The sequence below is a fragment of the Vibrio sinaloensis genome, assembly GCF_000808535.1.
Lineage (GTDB): Bacteria > Pseudomonadota > Gammaproteobacteria > Enterobacterales > Vibrionaceae > Vibrio > Vibrio sinaloensis_D.
Map to the genome: position 1 here is coordinate 577,044 of NZ_JWLV01000001.1, position 20,635 is coordinate 597,678.

Below are 20,635 nucleotides of genomic sequence, written 5' to 3' on the forward strand. Positions count from 1 at the left end.
TTACACGGATGAATAAGAGAGTACTCCTTTAAAGTAGCCAACAATCGCCCATTATTGAAAGCACTGTTTGCCAAAACCAAAAAGGACGGTTTATAAAAACCGTCCTTAAAGAAGATTGAGCCATGTGGCCAACTACTTGAAATACGCTATTAAGCTCAATCTAATTGACCAACAATCACTTACTTAATCGCAAAGTAGTCTAGCGCTATGCGCCCTTTGCCTTCTAGGTTTCCGACAGGTTGCATCTCCACTTTGATCGCCTCTCCCTTTAACTCAAATTCGTTAACCGTCACCTTAATCGCATCACTATCAAATGAGTTAACATCAACATTCGCAGCGACGATACGGCCGTCCACAATCAAATCAAAGGCGGGGATCTCAGCTTGCTTGGGAACCACAAACTCAATCGAATAACGTTCGCCCGGCGTGGCATAAGCCGTGGCATAGATTCCGCCATTGTCATACCAACCAGTTCCGTTGAAGTCGAAGCTCTCCGCCTTCCAGTAACTGAAGTACGCATGGTAGTCCTCGCTATTTTCTGGCGATGCTGGGGGCCATTTCACTTCATCAAGTTTTACTTCCTCTACATAACTGAAGCCATGCGTTTGCATCGTTTGTTTGATGAAATCAAGGCGAGTGAGCGTGTTTTCAAACGTGTCAAACCAGTATCGCGCGCCAATCTGTATCCCAATCTCGCCCAAAATGTAAAACTCACCATCCTTTTCAACCGTGATACCAGACCCTGAATCCCCAAGAATCGAATGCCACTGCAGATCGGTTTGCGGGGTATAGGCGTCGTCAAAAACCAAAGGCGTCACCCAACGGTTGTGGCGATCAAGGTAAACGTATTTTGTCCCGCCATTTCGACCGTTATAGTTTCCGTAGCCAATCTGATTAACTTTATAGTGCTCTTTTGGATCAAACATACCTTCAACTGGCAACTTGGCAGGCTTAATCCCAGTGATCGGTGTATCCAATCGAACAAGCGCGAAGTCTCTACCATCAGGAGACGTAAACTCGTATTCCCCATACTCCCCATTCGGATCGGTAATCGCACTGACGCTTTTTACCTGATGGAACACACCATCCTCATCTTTTTCGAACGATGAGCACGTAACTCGGTTTTGATAGTTTTCAGATTTTGCGCCACTCACATGATCCGCTGTAATAACCCAGAATGGGTCGATAAGTGTCGCGCTGCCCGCGTTCATGTGACAAGCGAAGTCAAACTTGCTCTGCAAAGCAAACTCTTTATGCTGCTGAACGGAGCGATCAGCACGACCTAAGCCTGCGTTGGCCGAAAATGACGCCAACACTGCGGTAGCAATAAGTAACTTGTTCATTTATTTGCCCTCACTTAGGTTGATCGCTTCCAAGCTCAAATAGCCGTCGTTTTGTGACCAACCAAATTGATCAGGCTTAAATGCAAGTTGAATCGTTAAAATGTCAGCATCAGATTCGGTAGTGAACTGCACATTATTTTGGGTCGTCGCGATGCTGGTCGGATAGAAGTTATCAATAGTGACGCACTCTTCGTTTAGGCAAGCAGTAAACTCTGAAGCAGACAACCAGTTGTGAGTATACAAATCAAGCCTAAAGTCACCTGATTTACCTGGCTTAACCTGAAAAGAAAAACCACCACCCGGCTTGGCATAAATGGCGTGATTCGACTCATCGAGGTAGTCTTTAGAGCTTCCGCCTTCCCAATAGTACTCGTTCCCATGGGCTGGCTTTTCGTTCTTTAATTCGTATTCACCAATCATCTGAACATCACTGATCAGATCGACACCTTGTTTCGCAGTAAAACGATGTTCACCGTACCAAAACACCCAATCCAAGCCATCGAGATCAACGACATCCGCATAGCGAGAATCACCTTGACTTAGTGTGTAACCGTAGAATTCTGACGATATCAATAGCGACTCACCCGCGACGGTAGAAATATTGGACAACTGATTTTCAGCCGCCAAAGCACCACTCGATAGAAACAGCAGAGCCATTATTTTTAGCTTCATTATTACTCTCCGTTATAGACAACCTCATGACTATACATTGGAAAAATGAAGCGTAATTACATGCGTTTAATATCAGGAATGAAACTTCAATTAATTTAACTGCTTACAGTTGCTTACTTGTAAACAGGCGAGGCCTTATGTAAATAGTACGCAATTCCATATTAATCGAAATATGACATTATGTAGGAGAAGAGAAATTGAGAAAAGAAAGTGAAGTAGAAACGAAAAAGCCCGCTAACTAATTAGCGGGCTTCTCTTGAATGTGGCGGAGAGATAGGGATTTGAATTTTATCTCCCGTACTCATATCTTAATTAAGCATTTAATTTTCAATCAATTACAATTATTGGGCAGGCTTATAGTGAAACAATTGATTTACCTTGTTGACTATATAGATTAAGGTTGGGGTGTCAAGAAACAGCTCAAAATATGTCAAAAAAAACGTTGAAGGAAAGTAAGTAAAACTGAGCTATTAACATAGTCCAGACACGTAATCCGACAAGCAATCAGATCAACTAAGTACTCGCACCATTGAGAACATGTCTTCTTTGATATTGTCAGCTCGCAACGCCAATATTTCATCTATACGGTTTAGTCTCGCCTCCTCCTTCAAAGCGAATAAATCCATTTTATCGAGTAGATACATAACTAGTGATGTGAGCACGGCAGTGAGTAATGATGAGATCAGAATTGACCAAGGCTCACCAATACCTGTGGAATTTAGCCAAGACTCAATACCAATACTCGCGAAGATACTTAAAGAACCCGCCATTAGCTTTAGTATTGCATCGCCTTTCTGAGTCATCGATGTTTTTTCATTGCGCAAAATAGGTACAATTTGCATAAGCGCCTTAAAGCCTTCTTTAACCATTCTGAAGATACTTTTGAAAATACCTACAAAACAGTTCACTATCCCTTCAAGTAACATAGATAAGAAGTTTTTAAAGAAAGACAATAAGCCAGACTTAAGCATTGATTCAGCTTTATTTAAAACATGATCTTTTAGGCGGGTTACTCGAATCGACAACGCTTGCTTAAATGACGTAGCTTTAACTCCCTCTTCTATCCCTTTAACAAAGCAATCTTTAAGTTCAAAGTACAATGGTTTAATAATAAACATGACTAAATCACCAATTGACTGATGTCCTGCCGCACTAGAAGCGTCAACTGCCATTCTCTTTTGTACTTCTCGATCATTCAATAAATTATCAGCAACCTTTGTATTGGTCTTAAAATCAATCTCTTGTTGAGCCTCATCCATCTTTTTAACCATATTCTTTCTAGTAGCGATTTCTTCTTCTGAAAGCTCTTTCTTTTTCCCCCCAACAATCACGAAGCCTTGTTCTGCTTCTTGTGCAAGTTCATCTCTCGATTTATCAAATTTGCCAACGTTCGCACCACTATTGTTCTTTCTACTCGTAATTACTAAGTTAGCTTCGGTGTTTACAATTTCTTTAATATCTTCAGGATGAAGAGCTTTATTCCCAGAAAGGTTATTACATATCTCCGCACATGAGATTGCATGATCTCCTTCAGCAGATTGTTCAACATCACCATGTTTTTTCGCTTCTTCTTGAGTTCGGAAAATGGTCTTTCCTGGCTCATACTCATCATCAGCGGAAGTTGAATCGCCGAAATGTTTATCTTTTGACTTTTCTACATCTCTTACATTGATAGTTGTGCCATCTCGAGTAAGTTTACCGTGATTGTATTCTGTAGCTTTGGCAAGGTTATCAATGTGTTCCTGTTCGTTTAAAGTTTCCGTAAAGCTATCGCTCATCGGTATTACAATCTCAGAATCATAACTGAATGATTTACATTCGCCATACAAGCGAGTCGCTGTAATTCCTTGCTTTACACCAATTTTAAACGCTCGCATTGTGCCGTCAAACAAGCTAAGAAATACTGGTTCTAAGATATGATCCAGTGGATCAATCTGGTCATCTAAAACCTTCAAAAGAGCATTTGCTTCCTCTTTTGAAGCCAACGTGTCAAAGTTACGAATATGCTCAGAGTATTCTTTAGACATATCTGCAAATGTAAGAGCTCCAGTATCAACCTGACCTTTTAGATGGCGATTGTTTTCGCTCATTTTTGGAACTGAGCGGATATAAGAACGTTCTTCAAACTTTTTTAACTTGGCTCGTCTATTTTTTAGTTTTTGTAAATCACTCATAAATACTCCTAATCATTAGGCTACCAAGCTATTCCAAGCATCAATAAACTCCACTTCATGATCATTTAGGTCATCATCAGCCAAAGTGACCATGTTTATCACCGTATCGAAAATAGCAATATCCTCGGGCGTGTTGAGCCCATTGTTTTTGATCAGTTCCCATACCGTATTCAAGTTCGGTGGATTGTTGTACCACTCCTCCATCCTATCTTTCGTCGCTTGAGATAGCTTATCTGACCTACCAATACCGGCAACCAATACCTCTAACTCTTCACGCTCGTTACCACAAATCTCATGATCAGCACTTGCTGCGCAAATTCCCACGGCAAAAGCAGTAACAAGGAAGTTTTCTCGGGACTCTATATCAGAAAGCTTGCTAGCTAATTCATCTCGGAGTTTCTCCATTTCAATGTTTTTACTAGCCTCGGCTTCTTGTTTGCCCATACGCTTCCCTCTAGCGACAGCCTCATTTTCAGAATCATCGTAATACTCAGCCACCCCTCCCGCAGCAGCTCCAACACCTGCGGCCACAGCTGCTCCAACAGCAGTAACGGCTCCAACAGGCCCCGCAACAGGCAAAGCAACGACTGCTGCCACACCAGCGCAAGCACCACCTAAAACTTTCCAAAAGCTCATACCAATGTCCTCACGTAATAAACTAAATGAATATAATATGAATCTAGAATCATTTAAAAATGCCCAGTAGGCAACACTTTGAAACAATTTATCGTCCTTCATCACACTTCGTTTGATTCTGTTCCTTTGAGCTGATCTAGATATGTTTACCTTGCTAAAGCGCTAAAGGGACAGGCACCCTTAACCACTATATCTATAGCGACCTTTTTACATAACGAGGCTAATAAACAGTTTCTATAACCGACACTGTACAAAGCTGCCTTACTTAGATTTATGGAGAGAATCTCACGTTGCGTTTAAAGCCCAGCTGATAGCAGCGTTAAAACTGGACTAAGAAACCCACTGACATCTTTTCTACGTTGACGTGGAGCCTGCAACTTTAGCTAGATTTGAGGGAAAATACGCAGCGATAGTAAGTCGGTAGGTGGATCATGTAAGCACAAGTAGAAGGTCGAGGAGTAATCATTCCTTTAGAAATTATTGCTGTCATTGTCGATAGCATCCAGGTGTCATTACAGGGCGATAATGATCATCATTGAAGAGTAAGTTGGATGATTAATAGGTTGCTACTGATTTTTGGTATGGTGTGTGGTGTCACAATCATGCTTGTGCTTTTGTATATTCTCATGGCTGATTTCTATGCAGTATTATTTTTAACGCGAAACGAATTAGAAATCTCACGTATCTACGCCCTGATGCCTTTGCTGGCTTCCATTACATTATTGTTTCAAACCACTGTTCCGCTCCTCATGCTAGGGAAGTTTCACTATGCTGTATCTTTAAGAGAAAGATGCGTACGCCGTAACATCATTGTCTACCTTTCAATCTTTACAGTTGTACTGTTTTTTACTGTTAGGCCGATGCTTGATATGTACTTAGTGGCTAACAGTTATGAGTATGAAAGAACGGTAGATACTAAAAAGCCATTCGATGTTGATGTTTATGTCCAAAGGATAAATGAACATATGCCTTTGCGGCCTGACTAGTTAAAGGCACAGGCACCTTTAACATCCGTTTATGCGAAGAAAACGAATGGGGTAGATATGCCTAATGTGGCTTTGCAGTCCGACTAGGGATTGGGCGAAGCTCGATAAGCTTCGAGTACCCAGAACGACGAAAGCCCGCTGATTTTTCAGCGGGCTTTCTAAATGTGGCGGAGAGATAGGGATTTGAAAGCTATACCTACCGCAAAAAACAAAAATTAACCGTTATATATCAACAATATACATTAAGAGTGCAAAGTGTTAATTGTCAATTCTTTTAGTCAGTTGACATTACACTCTTTTCTACTAGGGTTCAACCAAAACGATACAATCTTCACCGCTCATAAAACCATTCTAGATAGTCAGACTCGACAGTCATATCAGCTATATGGGTGCAAGAAATACGAATTAATGATCGATCCCATACGCTAGCTGTATTGAGCTTCCGTTACGCATATTTTCCCTTCAATCGCCACGTTAAGCAAAGCGCACTACTCGCTGCTTCACGAAGAGCACAGGGGGCTAGAGCGATCGCGACTCGACCACTATAAAATATATCTATATTTATCAAACAATTAGAGTTAAATGTTCCTATGAGATATACAGGGTGTAGGAGTGATCAATACGCTCAATGAATTAGATACAGAAAGGGTTATCTAACCGCTCACGATATTAGTATCGATAGTCAAGCTTAACACCCATATCATCTATATGAGTGCACACATTTATGGATCGATCCCTGAGCTACGTTTAAGAGCGCTGATTACACTCATAGCTCACATCCAATAGTCATACTGAGCCAAATTTACTGTTCGAAGTTTCACAAGATGCATAAGGTGCTGGAGTGATCAATACGCTCAATGAACTAGATACAGCAAGCGTAATTTAACCGCTCACGATATTAGTACCGATAGTCAAGCTCAACACCCATATCAACTATATGAGTGCACACGTTTATGATCGATCCCTGAGCTAAGTATAAGAGCGCTGATTACGCTCATAGCTCACCTCCAATAGTCATACTGAGCCAGAATTTACTGCTCGAAGTTTCACAAGATGCATAAGGTGATAGAGCGATCGCAACTCGACCATATATTAAATATTACCTATACTTATCAATAAATTAGAGGTAATAATTCCTATAAAGCATACAGGGTGCTGGAGTGATCAATACGCTCAATGAACTAGATACAGCAAGCGTAATTTAACCGCTCACGATATTAGTACCGATAGTCAAGCTCAACACCCATATCAACTATATGAGTGCACACGTTTATGATCGATCCCTGAGCTAAGTATAAGAGCGCTGATTACGCTCATAGCTCACCTCTAATAGTCATACCGAGCCAGAATTTACTGTTCGAAGTTTCACAAGATGCATAAGGTGCTAGAGCGATCGCAACTCGACCATTATTAAATATTACCTATACTTATCAATCAGTTAGAGGCGACGATCCCTATAAAGCATACAGGGTGCTGGAGTGATCAATACGCTCAACGAACTAGATACAGCAAGCGTAATTTAACCGCTCGCGATATTAGTACCGATAGTCAAGCTCAACACCCATATCAACTATATGAGTGCACACGTTTATGATCGATCCCTGAGCCAAGTATAAGAGCGCTGATTACGCTCATAGCTCACTTCCAATAGTCATACTGAGCCAGAATTTACTGTTCGAAGTTTCACAAGATGCATAAGGTGCTAGAGCGATCGTAACTCGACCATCATTAAATATTACCTATACTTATCAATCAGTTAGATGTGACAATTCCTATAAAGCATACAGGATGCTGGAGTGATCAATACGCTCAACGAACTAGATACAGCAAGCGTAATTTAACCGCTCGCGATATTAGTACCGATAGTCAAGCTCAACACCCATATCAACTATATGAGTGCACACGTTTATGATCGATCCCTGAGCCAAGTATAAGAGCGATTACGCTCATAGCTCACTTCCAATAGTCATACTGAGCCAGAATTTACTGTTCGAAGTTTCACAAGATGCATAAGGTGCTAGAGCGATCGCAACTCGACCATTATTAAATATTACCTATACTTATCAATTAATTAGAGGTAATAACTCCTATAAAGCATACAGGGTGCTGGAGTGATCAATACGCTCAACGAACTAGATACAGCAAGCGTAATTTAACCGCTCACGATATTAGTACCGATAGTCAAGCTCAACACCCATATCATCTATATGAGTGCACACATTTATGATCGATCCCTTAGCTAAGTATAAGAGCGCTGATTACACTCATAGCTCACCTCCAATAGTCATGCTGAGCCAAGGTTTACTGTTCGCAGTTTCACAAGATGCATAGGGTGCTAGAGCGATCGCAACTCGACCATACATTAAATATGTCTATATTTATCAACCAATTAGAGTTAAAGGTTCCTATGGGATATACAGGGTGCAGGAATGATCAGTACGCCAATAAATTAGATACAGGAACAGGTATCTAACCGCTCACAACATCAGTATCAGTAGTCAGGCTTTACAGGCATATTAACTATATGGGTGCAGCATTATATGATTTTATGATCGATCCCTGAACTCACCTTACTAAGCTACTCAGTTATAGTAATATATGCCTTATGTGGTTAAGGAGAAACCTAATGCTATTCTGGACACCTGATATCCCTTGTGAGCTAAACAATTGGCTAAACTCAGCCACTGATCGAATCCTGTGTTGTGAGGTGAACCCCTGGAATTGTGCTGGGTCTTCAGAGTTTGAGACTAGAATCGCAGAGAACGCTCAATGTCTATGCATCCCCATAACTATTAGGGGCGATCAGGTCGAGGATATTATCCATACAATTTGGCAATATACATCCTCCAACAAAAGCTGCACCGAAAGTTTTATCAATAAAAATCATACACTTCGCCGTGATGAACTACGTCAACAGATACACTCCAAGGAGATACCAGACCTGAGTATCTATGATTGTGTCGATTTACTTTCTGAATTCAACACAGCTACAGTGCTGTGCATTAGAATTGGCAACTCAATACCAGATTACTTAATGAGCTGGGTCGATTATATGAGTCGATATACCTGTATAAAAGTTATCATTCTTTATCCAAAAACCTTACGTAAGAGAAAGCAGTTTATACACCTGCGCAGCCTCAAAGCACCAGTTCTAACAAATAGCTGCATTGTAGATGCATGTAACAACGCGGCATATCAATTGACGGGAAAGCATATGCAATACAACGAATTGATTACTGCTCTCTCAATTAGTCATTCACTAAATGATTTCTTATCGATTGTACAAACAGCAATTCTATCTCAATGCACCATTAAGGCACTGTTATCCCCCACTGGCAAACTAAGATTAACGAGTTATCGACAGCATTCTTGACTAAATTAGGGAGCGGAAACTTTCAGCCTACCAAGGCTTCTAAGGTTTAGGGTTTAGGGTTGAGTACATACTTTTGATTGTAAGCTATTGTTTTATCTTTCAATAATAAGAATTATCTTCCAGTTTTAACGTGGTGCACGAACGATCACGATATCTATATCGGTGCGTAGACATTTCTTAGGTTTACACCGCATTACTTACTAAAACAATGAACCTTGTACTATGGGTGTCAATAATAGGTTCGGATCGATACCTTCTGTACCCCCAACTAAAAAAGGGCTTTTGGGGTCATGGAGACTTTTGTTTTTCATAACTATATTCTCATTAAAAGTAGCATAGCAATATGAGCAGCCATGAAGGCATGTATTGTACATGCCTATATCAATACTTTTTATACAGCCACAGGCTTCTCGCTGACCACTATCCTTTATAGAGCTCACATCTAAGTTAAACACTGATTTTATCAAGCGATCATCAATGCACTTACCATGCTTGATTCCATATGACTCTCCATCAATCTCTTCTGCACAGCTCTCTATTGTCATCCCGTGTTCGTTAGCAACTCTTGCCATGTAGCTAGACAACTCGTTTAGCTCATCTGGCATCTTAGTGATATCAGCGTATGTCAGACCGTCAATTAGGTTTAAGTTTCTCTCCGTCTTCTTATAAAAGTCAGAAAAGCTAATTACAACTTTATGGGTTTTGCCTGCCAACATTGATGCAATTTTAGCAAATACTCGCTTGTGTTCATTTATATCAACTAGGCTGGACAACAGTATGGGATCATACCGCCATATAACTTTATCAGCACCTATCCTGTCGCTTAGCTTTACAAAAGTATCAATAGCCCTGTGGGGACGGGGAACTCTAGTTTCCAGTTGCTTGGGGTAGGCAGTAACCGTGTACTGGAAATAGTATTTATACCCTAGGGCATCTAGCTCATTAAGATGATTCATTAACATGGCAGGGTTTCTAGTCCAAAAGACAAAAAGCTCTACGTCTTCTGGTAACAGGGAAACCCTTCTAACTTGATGGGCGTTAAAAGGGTTTCTAGTCAATAAAAAACCCTCACGAACTCTATTCATGAACCATGGCGTATAAAAAGCTGGTATATCAGTTCTACGGCTAACGCTAATGATCATACTTTTCGCTCAAATTTCAGCATATTAAATGCTAGGTAGTTTGCCTTCAATATAGGGTAAAAATCTATTGAACATGATGAGCAGTCACTCTGACTGCCATTGTTAGTACACTGTGATTTCAAGCTACTCACATTTGGAACAACTTCATCTGGAATAGTAAAAAAATTATAGCTATACCCAAGCCATTCATTATGCTTTGTTTTGTAGAAGTACCTACTTGGATCAGTTGAAGGCTTGAATGAACTTTGCTGAAGAATTTTACTAATTGTACCGAACTGACTTAACCCATCCACATGAGAAGATTCCGCAGGGTAGTCTGTAACATATGTGTTTATAAAATAGACATTTTGTTTTTTATTACTTTTCGCTAATAAATTAGCGAAGTCGCAACGATGCTCATAACTTAATTCCGTGAGTGACTTCGGAAAAACTATCAGATCTACGTCTTGTAAGTCTGAAGCTCCTAGCGAGCTTATACAACCTTTTTTAAAAGTTGCCCAACCAAACGTTGGTCGGTAGCTCCAATCAACAAAATCTAAGCCTTTATAGTTGATATCGACGCCAATACCTTTATCAATCAACACTCTATATAATGCATAACAATCAATACCTGATCCACAGCCAATCGACAAAATGTTCACATGGTCACCTTCGAAATCGGCGAAAAAATCTTCATACATCTCATAGTATTCACAAAAATATGCGGAAAAATACTTAATTATATACTTTTGCTGATATGTGATATCTGCATACGAGTCGACGGATAAGTCCGCTCCGTTTAATGAACACCACTGATTTGCTGCGATAAAATCATCAAAAACCTGCCCGACTTTATCATTGAGAAACTCTTTAGTTGACATAGCTACCTAACCTTATGCTCGCTCGTGTGTAGAGGCACCAGCTTTTAATTGGACTATTTCTATATTATCGGAACCCCAATATGCATAATCATGCATTGATCACAGTAAACTCTAAACGCTAAGGCATTGTTTATCAAAATTAAATGAGCGCAGCGTTTAACAATTTTTACAGAAGAAGCGATTTCGGGAACATAAGTTATCGTATAGAAAAACCCGCTCTAGGCGGGTTTCTGTTATGAGTTCTTTTTGTAGTCGTATGTGCAGAGCAATCGTCGGTAGTCAGTGCCTTTCTTGTTTGGCATCCCAAGCAATACTGCCTCTACCTCATCATAAGGAATTTGATCATTCCACAAAGACCAGATAATCGCGTCTATTTTCCGCGTTCGAGTTATACAATTATCAGCGAAGATTTCATCAACAGATGTATGAGCAAGCTCTTCCACCCAAGGCAATGTCTTTAAATGCCCCTCTATTTTAGCCACTTGCTGAGCCTTTAAAGTCTCTGCTTTTGCCAGTGTGCTATTAATTTTGTCAAAGGCATAGATGGGAAACCACTGCTGAACTGAAATGTTGATTTTATCAATAAGCTGTAACAACTGGTGGTTCGACTCTTCTATAATGTCAAAATAGTCGGTCATATAGCTAGCAGCGTTCTTGTGCTCATATTTAATTGATTTGCTTGAGCCGATAACTAGTATCTTATCGTTATTGTTTAAAGAATCGATATCCTCGGTAATGTTAACCTCAATGCTAGAGCCATCAGGATTAGCACCACTATAGATATCCTTTACAACGCTTTGCACTTTCCTGATATCCATCGCAGATACAGGCAGGTTTAAGTCCGATAGTGAGCGATAAATCTCTCCAAAGTCATCGGTTTTAACCTTGTTAATGCGAATAGTGGTAGCAAAACCCTCAAGATCAATATCATGTTCGCTAATCTCATGAGACATAGAGCCAGCGTCATGCTCTACCAGCAAGAAATTATCACGAATCCGCTTAGCATCATCAGAGTTAGGTTCAACATACGTAAACACAGTTTTAAGCAAGCTCTTGATATTATCGTCACCGATTCCATAACCAAGGAATATTATCGGGTTATGAATAAAGATAGAAAGTAACTGCGCTCGAATTAACTCGTATTTCTCGTTAAAATCGTTGTAGTCTCTATCGGTAATAATGACCTTTGACGCGTCACTATGACATCCATGAATTTTGTAGACAGAGCCGTACGGATTACTCAAAAGGATATCGTTACCGACTAAAGGTTCAAAGCTAAACACATCCTCTATAAGACTGTCATAGTTTGTAGTGATTACAGAGCCAATGTTTTTCCTTATTTTTTTTAGTTCTGCAAGCTCATCTAGCATCCCTTCACGATAGTTCAGCTCAGACAGTAAGCTGGCTATGTAAATCTTGAATCTGCTTAGATAGTTTTCCTTTGCCATTTCCTCATAGAAAATGTCATTGATATGCTTAAACTTGCCATTTCTATCTTCCTCCAATGTCTGGTTAAAGATGACCTCTAACTTACCCGCTACCTGCGTGTAGTCGCACTTGCCATCAACACGAGACTTTGCTTTGATATCAAGGTAAGCCTCTATGTTACCAGTACACTCCAATGCGATATGTTCTAGCAAACTATCCCATGTAAAGCTGTTTTCGAGATAACGCAAACTGACACCAGTACCAACAAACAGTACAGGGTGGTTACGGTACTTACCTATAAAATCCTTTATTTCCATTTAAGCCTCGCATGGTTTTTTCGTTTATTGTACATGGCTCGCCAGAAAAATAATTAGTTAAGCATCAGAAAATAAATGATTTGCTCCAGTAAAAAACACTTTGGGGCAAAAGCTTCCCAGTTCGTAAATTGCGAACCGTACTTCACGAACCGCCCCCGACCTCATCAGTACTTTTCATTGGCTCTAAGTCATTTCAGATGATGAAATGACTGTATTTTCGGGTTTGGCCAAAGACTCTTCATAGAAGCGTAAAGTAGCCATAGCTTGAGTGTTGTCTTCCATCAATTTATCGCGTTGCTTTTCTGACCTATGTAATGCGTCCTGTGATGCAGTAAGCTTTGCTCTAGTTTCAGCTACATGCTCTCTCGCTTCATCATGCGCTTTGGACATACTGGCTAAACGTGATTTAAGATTTTCGTTTTCGTCAGTGGTGAACTCTAGCGTCACCTTTAAGGCAGTGTATTCTTTCTCCAGCGTTGAAAATTGCTTATTCAGGCATAGGTGTTTACTTTGAAGTGTTTCATATTTCTCGGTCGATGAGTTCAAGTTACTGGTAAGCTGAAGGCTTTGCTGAAATAACTCGGAGCCGCTTTGTTTAGAGTCAGCCAACTCTGCCTCCAACACTTCAATTCTATCTTCAAGCTGCTCTTTTTCTTCAACTTGTTTTTGTAGCCGCTCTTCGATGTCAACAGCTTCTGTTTCAGCTCGTTCCTTCGCTCGAACCGTTAAGTTGTATTTTGCATCGAGATCCCTAATACGAACTGTCATCAGCGACTCATAATGTTCATGCGCTTTGTTGTTTAACTCTATGGTCATATCACGCAACACTTTGCGAAGCTCTTCCTCACGCCTAGCTAGGAGATCTTGCAACTCGGCAGGTAAGTCAAAGTTCAGGAAAGTGGATTCTGCTTTAGACTCTTTAGTATCCGCAGCTATTGGGGTCGCAACAGCAATTCGTCCCTCGTCTATGAGCCGCTCCAAGTCCGATTGAATAGCAGAAATCTTCCCTCGGCCGAGGGCTTCTTTAATAAGCCAACCAGTGGGATTCTTTCCTTTACTCATTAATTGAGTCGCAGTTTTGATGATATCTTCATCCGTGTATGATTTCGGCCTAGCCATTGTTTCACCGTTCTTTTAATTATTATTTTTAGGTTTGTTAGTTAGTACAGTAAGTTAGTCACGAGGACTAACTTACTTATCCACTGAAAGCTCGGCTTCAGTAGGGGTAGCAGCCTTCTTAACAGTCGCTAACTCTCTAGAGAGCCCTCTTGCTACAGAAGGAGGGAGCTCAAGTGCTGTATTAAACGCCGACTCAAGGTACTCAGATTGTTTTTTTGCCATATTTTTGTCTTTAGCATTGATAGCAAGAAGCACTTTTTTAAAGATATCGACTAACTTAGGCACAAGAGCTTGTGTTAACTCCTGCGTGAGTGTTGCAAGTCGACTCGTTTCTACTTTGAGGTCTGACACCTCGATTTTCATAGTGTCTCGCTCTACCTCTAATTGGCTCAGACGTGCCTGCGCCTGCGCGGCATCATCAATGGTTTTAGTCAGATGTAGTTCAACTTTTTCTTGCTCCTTCAACAAGCGAGCGTGCCTTTTCTCTGTCAGCGCAATTTTGTCTTGAATATGCTCCAATTGATGGCTGTGGTGGTTATAACTGCGTTCAGATTTGGGCAGACTGGCTTCTCGATTAATTTCCGCTCGATGTTCCGATTGCTGCTCAGTGAGTGGGGCGAATACTACATTTATTCCCTTAGCGTGAAACAAGTGTTCATTTGCGAAATCCTTGACCATTCTTTGAAAGAACATGCCGAAATCCTGAGCTTCATCTCTAGTCAGGTTTCCATTTCTGGGAAAAAAGCCCTCAACTGAGTAAATTTGATGGACGTACTGGTTTACTACTTGAATTTGCCTTTTGTGCAAATCGTACTCACCTGTTTCACTGTTACGCCCTGACAAAAAGTAATGGGGATGACAACCTGTCGTTTGGTCAATACCACGCTCGTCATCATGCCCGATAATCGCTTCGATGGGATACTGCGGGAAGTAATGCGTCAAAAATTGACGGGTGAACTCGATATATTCTTTCAGGCTGAGGGCATCCGAGCCCACATTCCATTTATGCGGCACTTTGAGGATACCCTCTTGCAAATAAACAGCATTCGTTGGCGCACGGCTCTGAACTTGGTTGTGCGCGTTTAAGTACGTCTCCAGCATTTTTAGTCGCTGTTTTTTACGTTGCATAGTGAGCTTCTCAAACTTCTCAATCCTAGAATACGACACATACCCCTTGGCATTTAGTATCACTTGAAGAAATTCAGCCGCTTCGTTATTACCCTTTTTAAGTTCACTCGCAATCGCGGTTTTCATTTTTTTTCGGTACTGACGATGCTGAGTTTGTAACCCCTTCTGATTGCGGATGCGCGGAGTGGGGGTCATTTGATATAGCAAATCGGTACGCGCTTCTTCCGACCAAGTGTCTAGTGGCGACAACCTGCCATTACACCAGATAAGATTCTGAGCTGATAACTCGTCATTCCATTCCAGCTTTTTTGTTGGTTTAGACTTCGCCTTTGAATCAGATAAAGTGACTATTATCCTGAGTGAGTGTTTGAGCGACGCTTCGCATTTCACTCTACTAACAGACTGAGAGGTGTAGTTCACTCGTCGATGAAAGTGATGGATATCCTTCATTCTGGCCTCCTTAGAGGCCAGGTATTTAGAGAGTTAAGAGAGACTTCTCTTGCCCGCAGCTCACGTGCATCTTTTGCGCAGCAAAAGTGTGACGGGAGCGTAGCGGGTTGCTGCAGCGTCCCACTTTTTAAGTGGACGGCTTTGGCACTGAAAGTGCCATTGATGGCAGTCTTACTGCCATCGTTGACATCGAAAGTGTCAGTCACAATATGGGGCTGATTTCTCATGACGCACTCCCCATATGTCCCTGCAAAAGTGCGGCTTTGAGCTCGGGCTTATCATGAATAAGCGTTTGCAATAAAGCGATCATCTCGGGAGAGGTATCACTGCGTTTGACTGTTGTCTTAATAGGAGTTGTATTAACACAACCCAAGACATCAGCTAGATGATTGGCTGCCGCATTGGCGTAATCAGGTGCATCTTTACGCATCCAACGACCATAATGCTTGTCAATCATATGAGTATTCGTGTGCCCCATTTGACTAGCTAGCCAATCTTTACTGATACCCGCAGTCAGGTTTTGACTCGCGTAAGTGTGTCGTAACTGACTCGAACCACGGTGCTTAACTCCAGCTTTTTTGAGAAACGGAGTGAAGAACGTCTTATTAAACTGCTTAGCATTCAAAAACGGCTGGCTAGTCTGGCTGTTGTAGAAGATAAAATGGACACGCTCTTTGATTAGAGTCTTATTATCTATTTGCAAGACTGAGATGGTGCGAGCTCGCTTTTTCTCAGTCAATAGCAACTGGTCTCTCAATACGTTGAGTGCCAATTCATTGAGCTCAACTTCTCTAACAGAGCCTGGTGTTTTTGGAACTTTGTAGTCGTTGAGTACCCTTGAGCGTCGAACATATAAAACCCGACGGCTCCAATCAATATCTTCCCACGACAGCGCCAGTAGCTCACCGATGCGAACGCCCGTCAGAATATTGAATAAAAGTGCGTGTTTAGCACTTTGACACTCAGTGGGTGTGTTAAAGAGCTTTTGGATTTCTTCTTTTTCAAAGGGCATTGGCTCTGCATTGACTACTTTCAGGTTTTCAATGCCATCCATGGGGTTAAGAGTTATTAAACCGTCGCGTTGAGCTCGACTGAACACTGCTCGAAGAATGGTCAGAAACCCATTGATGGTTTTGTTCTTATAGCGTTTATGCAGCTTACCAATGACATCATGAATGTCACTGTGATTGATGTCTTGAATCGCGCGTCGACGAAAAAGCTTCTTCAGCTTAGACGCTTTGCTTTTCTCAGCAATGTGAGTAGAAGGAGCACAGATAGATTTGCGTTGCTCTTCATATTTTTCAATGAATAGATTAAGGGTGTCCTGATTGTTTAATTTCAACTGTTTTCGCTTAGGCAGCTTACTGCTGCTCTTCATTTTGCATACAGCTTACAAGCAGAAAAAGCAGAAGTCACACCTGAAAGTACTAATAATATCAGCTAGTTATTATAATTTTCTCAGCATTTCCTTAGTTATCAACCAGTTATTAATTTTGAGCTTTCGATAGTAACCTACGGGTAATGAAAAGCGATAATTTGCATAACTTTAAGTAATGCATCCACTTTTTTGTTAATTGAAAAACTACACTTTTTGCCATGAATAATTTGTTACCCCTACACTTTTTCCCATGAATAAGTGACAACCTCACACACTTTTTCCTATGAAAAAGTGTGTACTTATAACTCAAGAAACGATTAAGTAACTGTTATTAAATGGGTTTCTATCATTTTTCATTTATAGCAAACTTTTTCAATTAACCAACCAAAAGCGACATTAGAAAAAATAATTCATTTATCTCTGTGAAGGCGAGCAACGCCCCTTGGAGTTACTCGATTTGTGCGAGCTACTATTTCCAGTGTAAGGGCGTATAGTCTATTTGGTTCACTACCTCGGCTAACGTTTCTATTGGTAGCCGTTTACCATAACGGCCATACGTCATGTTGTGGTTTGCATGCCCAACGATTTGGGCCGTTACGTGCTCAGGAACATTTTGCTGTTTAAGCTCATCAATAAAGGTATGACGAAAGCCATAAGCGGTCGGCCTTTGGCCTGCTTTCATGCCGATAGCAGTTTGATACTTGCCTATTTTGCTACAGTAAGACTTTGACCAATCATCAAATTGATTTTGCGGCTTGTAACTGAATAACTGTTTGCGCCCCATAGCTCTAACTTTCTCGACATAATCAAGAAAGCCTTTGTCTATCAATACATGATGAATTGGAACCTCACGGATACTGTTAGCATTTTTCACATACTTACCCTCTTCATCGACTGAAATCGAAAAATAATCAATACCATTCTTTTGTCTGATATCTGTAATTTGAAGCTGACAAGCCTCCGCAGGACGCAGTCCCGATAAGGGTAAGATTTTCGAAATCCACTGAAACTCTTCATCTTTTTCCACGAAATGGGGGGATTGAAAAAAGCGCTTCATGTCGGTTAGTGACCATCTGGCTCTTTGTTCATCAATACGTTTAGTTGCTTTCTTTTGAATTTTTACGTCTTCGAAGGGATTGATTTGCGTGTGATTCATCAACTTTAAGTATTTGAAGAACTGAGAGCATGCCGCAAGGTACTCTTTATTTGTTTTTACGCTTCGCCCAGCTTTCAGAAGTTCATCACGATAAGTCAAAGCGTGTGCTGTAGTGACTTCAGCAACACCATTAACGGGAGTACTTTCAATGAAACATTTAATACGAGCTTCTAGCTGTTGGATAGTTAACGGTCTTACTTCTTGCAACTGTTTAGACTCAACAAAAGATGCCAGAGCATCTTTTAATGGGACGATAGGGCATCGCTTAGACACTGTGGGCTCAGGTGAGCATTCTGAACTTGTAGGGCGGACTGGTATCACGACAGTAGATGTGACATCAAGCCCTTCGACAAACGTGCTTCTGAGAGTATTGATAAGCTCATTGGCCGCTATTTTGAAGTCTGCGGGATGTGTTTGTGGGGTAATGCTCTCGATAAGCTGTTTGAGCTCAATGGCAACAGTAAGATTACGGAAAGAAGCAAGTTGGCGATTTTTGGTGAGTAAGGAAATTTTCAGATCAAATGGGAAACCAAGATCTCGAAATTTTTTTGGTAAGCAGATACGCGTGTAGTAGTTATGATTAGCGGTCTTGAATAGGTACATTGTCTCAGTCAATCCTGTGGTTTGACTTTGCACCCTTCAGATATGAAAAAAGCCGTTGATAATCAACGGCTTTTTTCATTTTTGAAAGTGGCGGAGAGATAGGGATTTGAACCCTAGATACGCTATTAACGTATGCCGGTTTTCAAGACCGGTGCTTTCAACCACTCAGCCATCTCTCCGTTGCGGGATGTATAGTAGGTTTTGGCACAACTCTTGTAAAGTAATAATTTGAGGCAACGTGTTCAAGTGGTGAGTTTTCACACACCTGACTAAACTCTAGTCAGATGGAATAACGCTGTTGTGTATGATTTTTGTTGTACAAAAACTCTAATCTTTAGATTGTAATAAAATAGTGTTTTATTTATAACTCAATGAATTTATTGAATTTAAGCACTTTCAAGCAACAGATGTACGCTCGAAAGTCATTGCACAATATTGTGAAGTAATTCAAACTTACTGAGTTAATCGAACCAAATTGTATATTTCAGAGGTTTTTATGAAAGTCGCTGACCTGTTTAAACATCGTGGTGAATCCCACTCAAAACATCATTCAGAATTCATGCAGTGGATGTCTCCAACTGTGCGTGAGTACTGGGGAGAGTTTTTGACGAAGGCAAACAATCGCCACCTTTTTACACGTCTACGCGATCTTCAACAACCTGCTGTTAATGACGAAGTTGAGTCTCCTGCACCAATCACGACCGAGCAGCCTAAAACGATCGAACTCAAGCCAGAAGCCCAAGCCTTGTATGAAGAGCTTCAGGCAAAAATTGGTGAAGTCATTCATGTGGGTGATTGGCTGGATGTCTCGCAAGAGCGAATTAATCAATTTGGTGCAGTTACCGAAGACATGCAGTGGATCCATACCGATCCTGAACGTGCGGCGGCTGAATCGCCTTTCAAGACAACGATTGCACACGGTTTTTTGACTTTGGCGCTATTGCCAAAACTGACGGACAGCGTCGACCCTGACCAAAACCTATTTCCAACCGCGAAAATGGTGGTCAACATCGGTCTAAACCAAGTTCGTTTTCCTTACCCAGTGAAATCAGATAACCGCATTCGCGCAGTGAGCACTTTGTCAAAGGTAACGCCTATTCGCAAAGGGTTAGAGATTGAGCGCGAAATTAAAGTTGAAATCGATGGTGTTCGACGCCCAGGCGCAGTAGTGACATCGGTCATTCAATTGCATTTCTAACTCGATAACAGAGATCAAAAAAAGGATACGCATGCGTATCCTTTTTTGTTTCTGCTGAATCGCGCTATTTATTCATGGTGTAACAGCATTCCAAGTCGTAGTCCTCACCGCTTTTAGCTGTGTAGGCTTTTGATTCTGTGCACGCTTTAGGTTTACCCTTCTCATCGCCTCGAACCAAACTGATCCAGTGACGCATTGCTGAAATTTCAGAGCTTTCTTGAGGGAACATGGTGCATGTTTCCAGTTGGATATCATCAATTTCAATCAGCTCAACGCAGCCAGTCCCTTTATGGCGACCAAATGTCAGCTCAACGTGGCTACCGTTACCATCACGGAACAAAATCGACGTTGGCGTCTCCTTTTCACCGCTGTAAGCGACAAAGTGCTTGTTGCTTTTCAAACCACTGTGAGACCCATCTTTGAAATACGCTACAAGATGGCGGTAATCAACCATGTACGCCGTTACTTCTTGGTGAGAGCCGTTCTCTAATGGAAACATACGATCCAGTAGCTGTTTTGCTTTTGTTTGCTTCTCAGATGATTGCTTCGAGTTTGTTTTCTCTACCGCGAAGACTGCTTCAGCGATAAATGGCTTGTCTTGTTTTTGGATGTCTGTTTTATCGATTGTAAGCATGTTCATAGCGTTTCCCTCGCGGATATTTCACAACTTTT

The 20,635-nt window shown here is 41.1% G+C and carries 15 protein-coding genes and 1 tRNA gene; 2 read left to right on the forward strand and 14 right to left on the reverse strand.

Going from position 1 to position 20,635, the window contains the following annotated elements; translation table 11 throughout:
* Positions 1-179: 179 nt before the first annotated feature.
* The 4 genes from RJ47_RS02555 to RJ47_RS02570 form a co-directional block, all read right to left on the reverse strand.
* Positions 180-1,343: a trypsin-like serine peptidase gene (locus RJ47_RS02555; RefSeq protein ID WP_039481097.1), complete on the reverse strand. Its 1,164-nt coding sequence runs from the start codon at positions 1,341-1,343 to the stop codon at positions 180-182.
* Positions 1,344-2,015: a hypothetical protein gene (locus RJ47_RS02560; RefSeq protein ID WP_039481098.1), complete on the reverse strand. Its 672-nt coding sequence runs from the start codon at positions 2,013-2,015 to the stop codon at positions 1,344-1,346.
* A gap of 509 nt (positions 2,016-2,524) precedes the next feature.
* On the reverse strand, positions 2,525-4,189 hold the full coding sequence (locus RJ47_RS02565; protein ID WP_052237900.1) for a hypothetical protein: 1,665 nt from the start codon (positions 4,187-4,189) through the stop codon (positions 2,525-2,527).
* Between the two features lie 15 nt (positions 4,190-4,204).
* Positions 4,205-4,927, reverse strand: a complete 723-nt coding sequence (locus RJ47_RS02570; RefSeq protein ID WP_038140542.1) for a hypothetical protein — start codon at positions 4,925-4,927, stop codon at positions 4,205-4,207.
* A 449-nt stretch (positions 4,928-5,376) separates the two neighbouring features.
* Here RJ47_RS02570 and RJ47_RS02575 point away from each other — a divergent pair, with 449 nt between their 5' ends.
* On the forward strand, positions 5,377-5,811 hold the full coding sequence (locus RJ47_RS02575; RefSeq protein WP_039481101.1) for a hypothetical protein: 435 nt from the start codon (positions 5,377-5,379) through the stop codon (positions 5,809-5,811).
* Between the two features lie 3,573 nt (positions 5,812-9,384).
* On the opposite strand, the gene RJ47_RS02585 is transcribed toward RJ47_RS02575, so the two are convergent.
* The 9 genes from RJ47_RS02585 to RJ47_RS02625 form a co-directional block, all read right to left on the reverse strand.
* Positions 9,385-10,326, reverse strand: a complete 942-nt coding sequence (locus RJ47_RS02585; RefSeq protein WP_039481108.1) for a DUF1848 domain-containing protein — start codon at positions 10,324-10,326, stop codon at positions 9,385-9,387.
* On the reverse strand, positions 10,323-11,186 hold the full coding sequence (locus tag RJ47_RS02590; RefSeq protein ID WP_039481111.1) for a class I SAM-dependent methyltransferase: 864 nt from the start codon (positions 11,184-11,186) through the stop codon (positions 10,323-10,325). The genes RJ47_RS02585 and RJ47_RS02590 overlap by 4 nt, the downstream gene beginning before the upstream one ends.
* A gap of 233 nt (positions 11,187-11,419) precedes the next feature.
* Entirely contained in the window at positions 11,420-12,931 is a 1,512-nt protein-coding gene (locus RJ47_RS02595) for an SIR2 family protein (RefSeq protein WP_039481115.1), read from the reverse strand.
* Positions 12,932-13,114: 183 nt separating this feature from the next.
* Positions 13,115-14,050 (reverse strand): hypothetical protein, encoded by a 936-nt coding sequence (locus tag RJ47_RS02600; RefSeq protein WP_072036310.1) that lies wholly within the window; start codon positions 14,048-14,050, stop codon positions 13,115-13,117.
* A 72-nt stretch (positions 14,051-14,122) separates the two neighbouring features.
* Complete coding sequence (locus RJ47_RS02605; RefSeq protein ID WP_039481117.1) at positions 14,123-15,628, reverse strand: hypothetical protein; 1,506 nt, start codon at positions 15,626-15,628, stop codon at positions 14,123-14,125.
* On the reverse strand, positions 15,625-15,855 hold the full coding sequence (locus RJ47_RS02610) for a hypothetical protein (protein WP_052237901.1): 231 nt from the start codon (positions 15,853-15,855) through the stop codon (positions 15,625-15,627). Before RJ47_RS02610 ends, RJ47_RS02605 begins: the two co-directional genes overlap by 4 nt.
* Positions 15,852-17,006 (reverse strand): tyrosine-type recombinase/integrase, encoded by a 1,155-nt coding sequence (locus tag RJ47_RS02615; protein ID WP_156143292.1) that lies wholly within the window; start codon positions 17,004-17,006, stop codon positions 15,852-15,854. The genes RJ47_RS02610 and RJ47_RS02615 overlap by 4 nt, the downstream gene beginning before the upstream one ends.
* A 469-nt stretch (positions 17,007-17,475) precedes the next feature.
* Positions 17,476-18,765 carry a tyrosine-type recombinase/integrase gene (locus RJ47_RS02620; RefSeq protein ID WP_039481119.1) on the reverse strand — a complete coding sequence of 430 codons (1,290 nt, stop codon included), beginning with the start codon at positions 18,763-18,765 and terminating at the stop codon, positions 17,476-17,478.
* An 88-nt stretch (positions 18,766-18,853) separates the two neighbouring features.
* Positions 18,854-18,944: transfer RNA gene (locus RJ47_RS02625), tRNA-Ser, on the reverse strand.
* Between the two features lie 317 nt (positions 18,945-19,261).
* On the opposite strand from RJ47_RS02625, the gene RJ47_RS02630 reads away from it, so the two are divergent.
* The gene (locus tag RJ47_RS02630) at positions 19,262-19,963 is read left to right on the forward strand and encodes a MaoC family dehydratase (RefSeq protein WP_005470247.1); all 702 of its coding nucleotides are present in this window, start codon (positions 19,262-19,264) and stop codon (positions 19,961-19,963) included.
* 64 nt (positions 19,964-20,027) lie between these two features.
* Here the strand turns inward: RJ47_RS02630 and RJ47_RS02635 are convergent, their stop codons facing one another.
* Positions 20,028-20,603, reverse strand: coding sequence for a malate synthase (locus RJ47_RS02635; protein ID WP_005470108.1), 576 nt, complete (start codon positions 20,601-20,603; stop codon positions 20,028-20,030).
* Between the last annotated feature and the right edge of the window lie 32 nt (positions 20,604-20,635).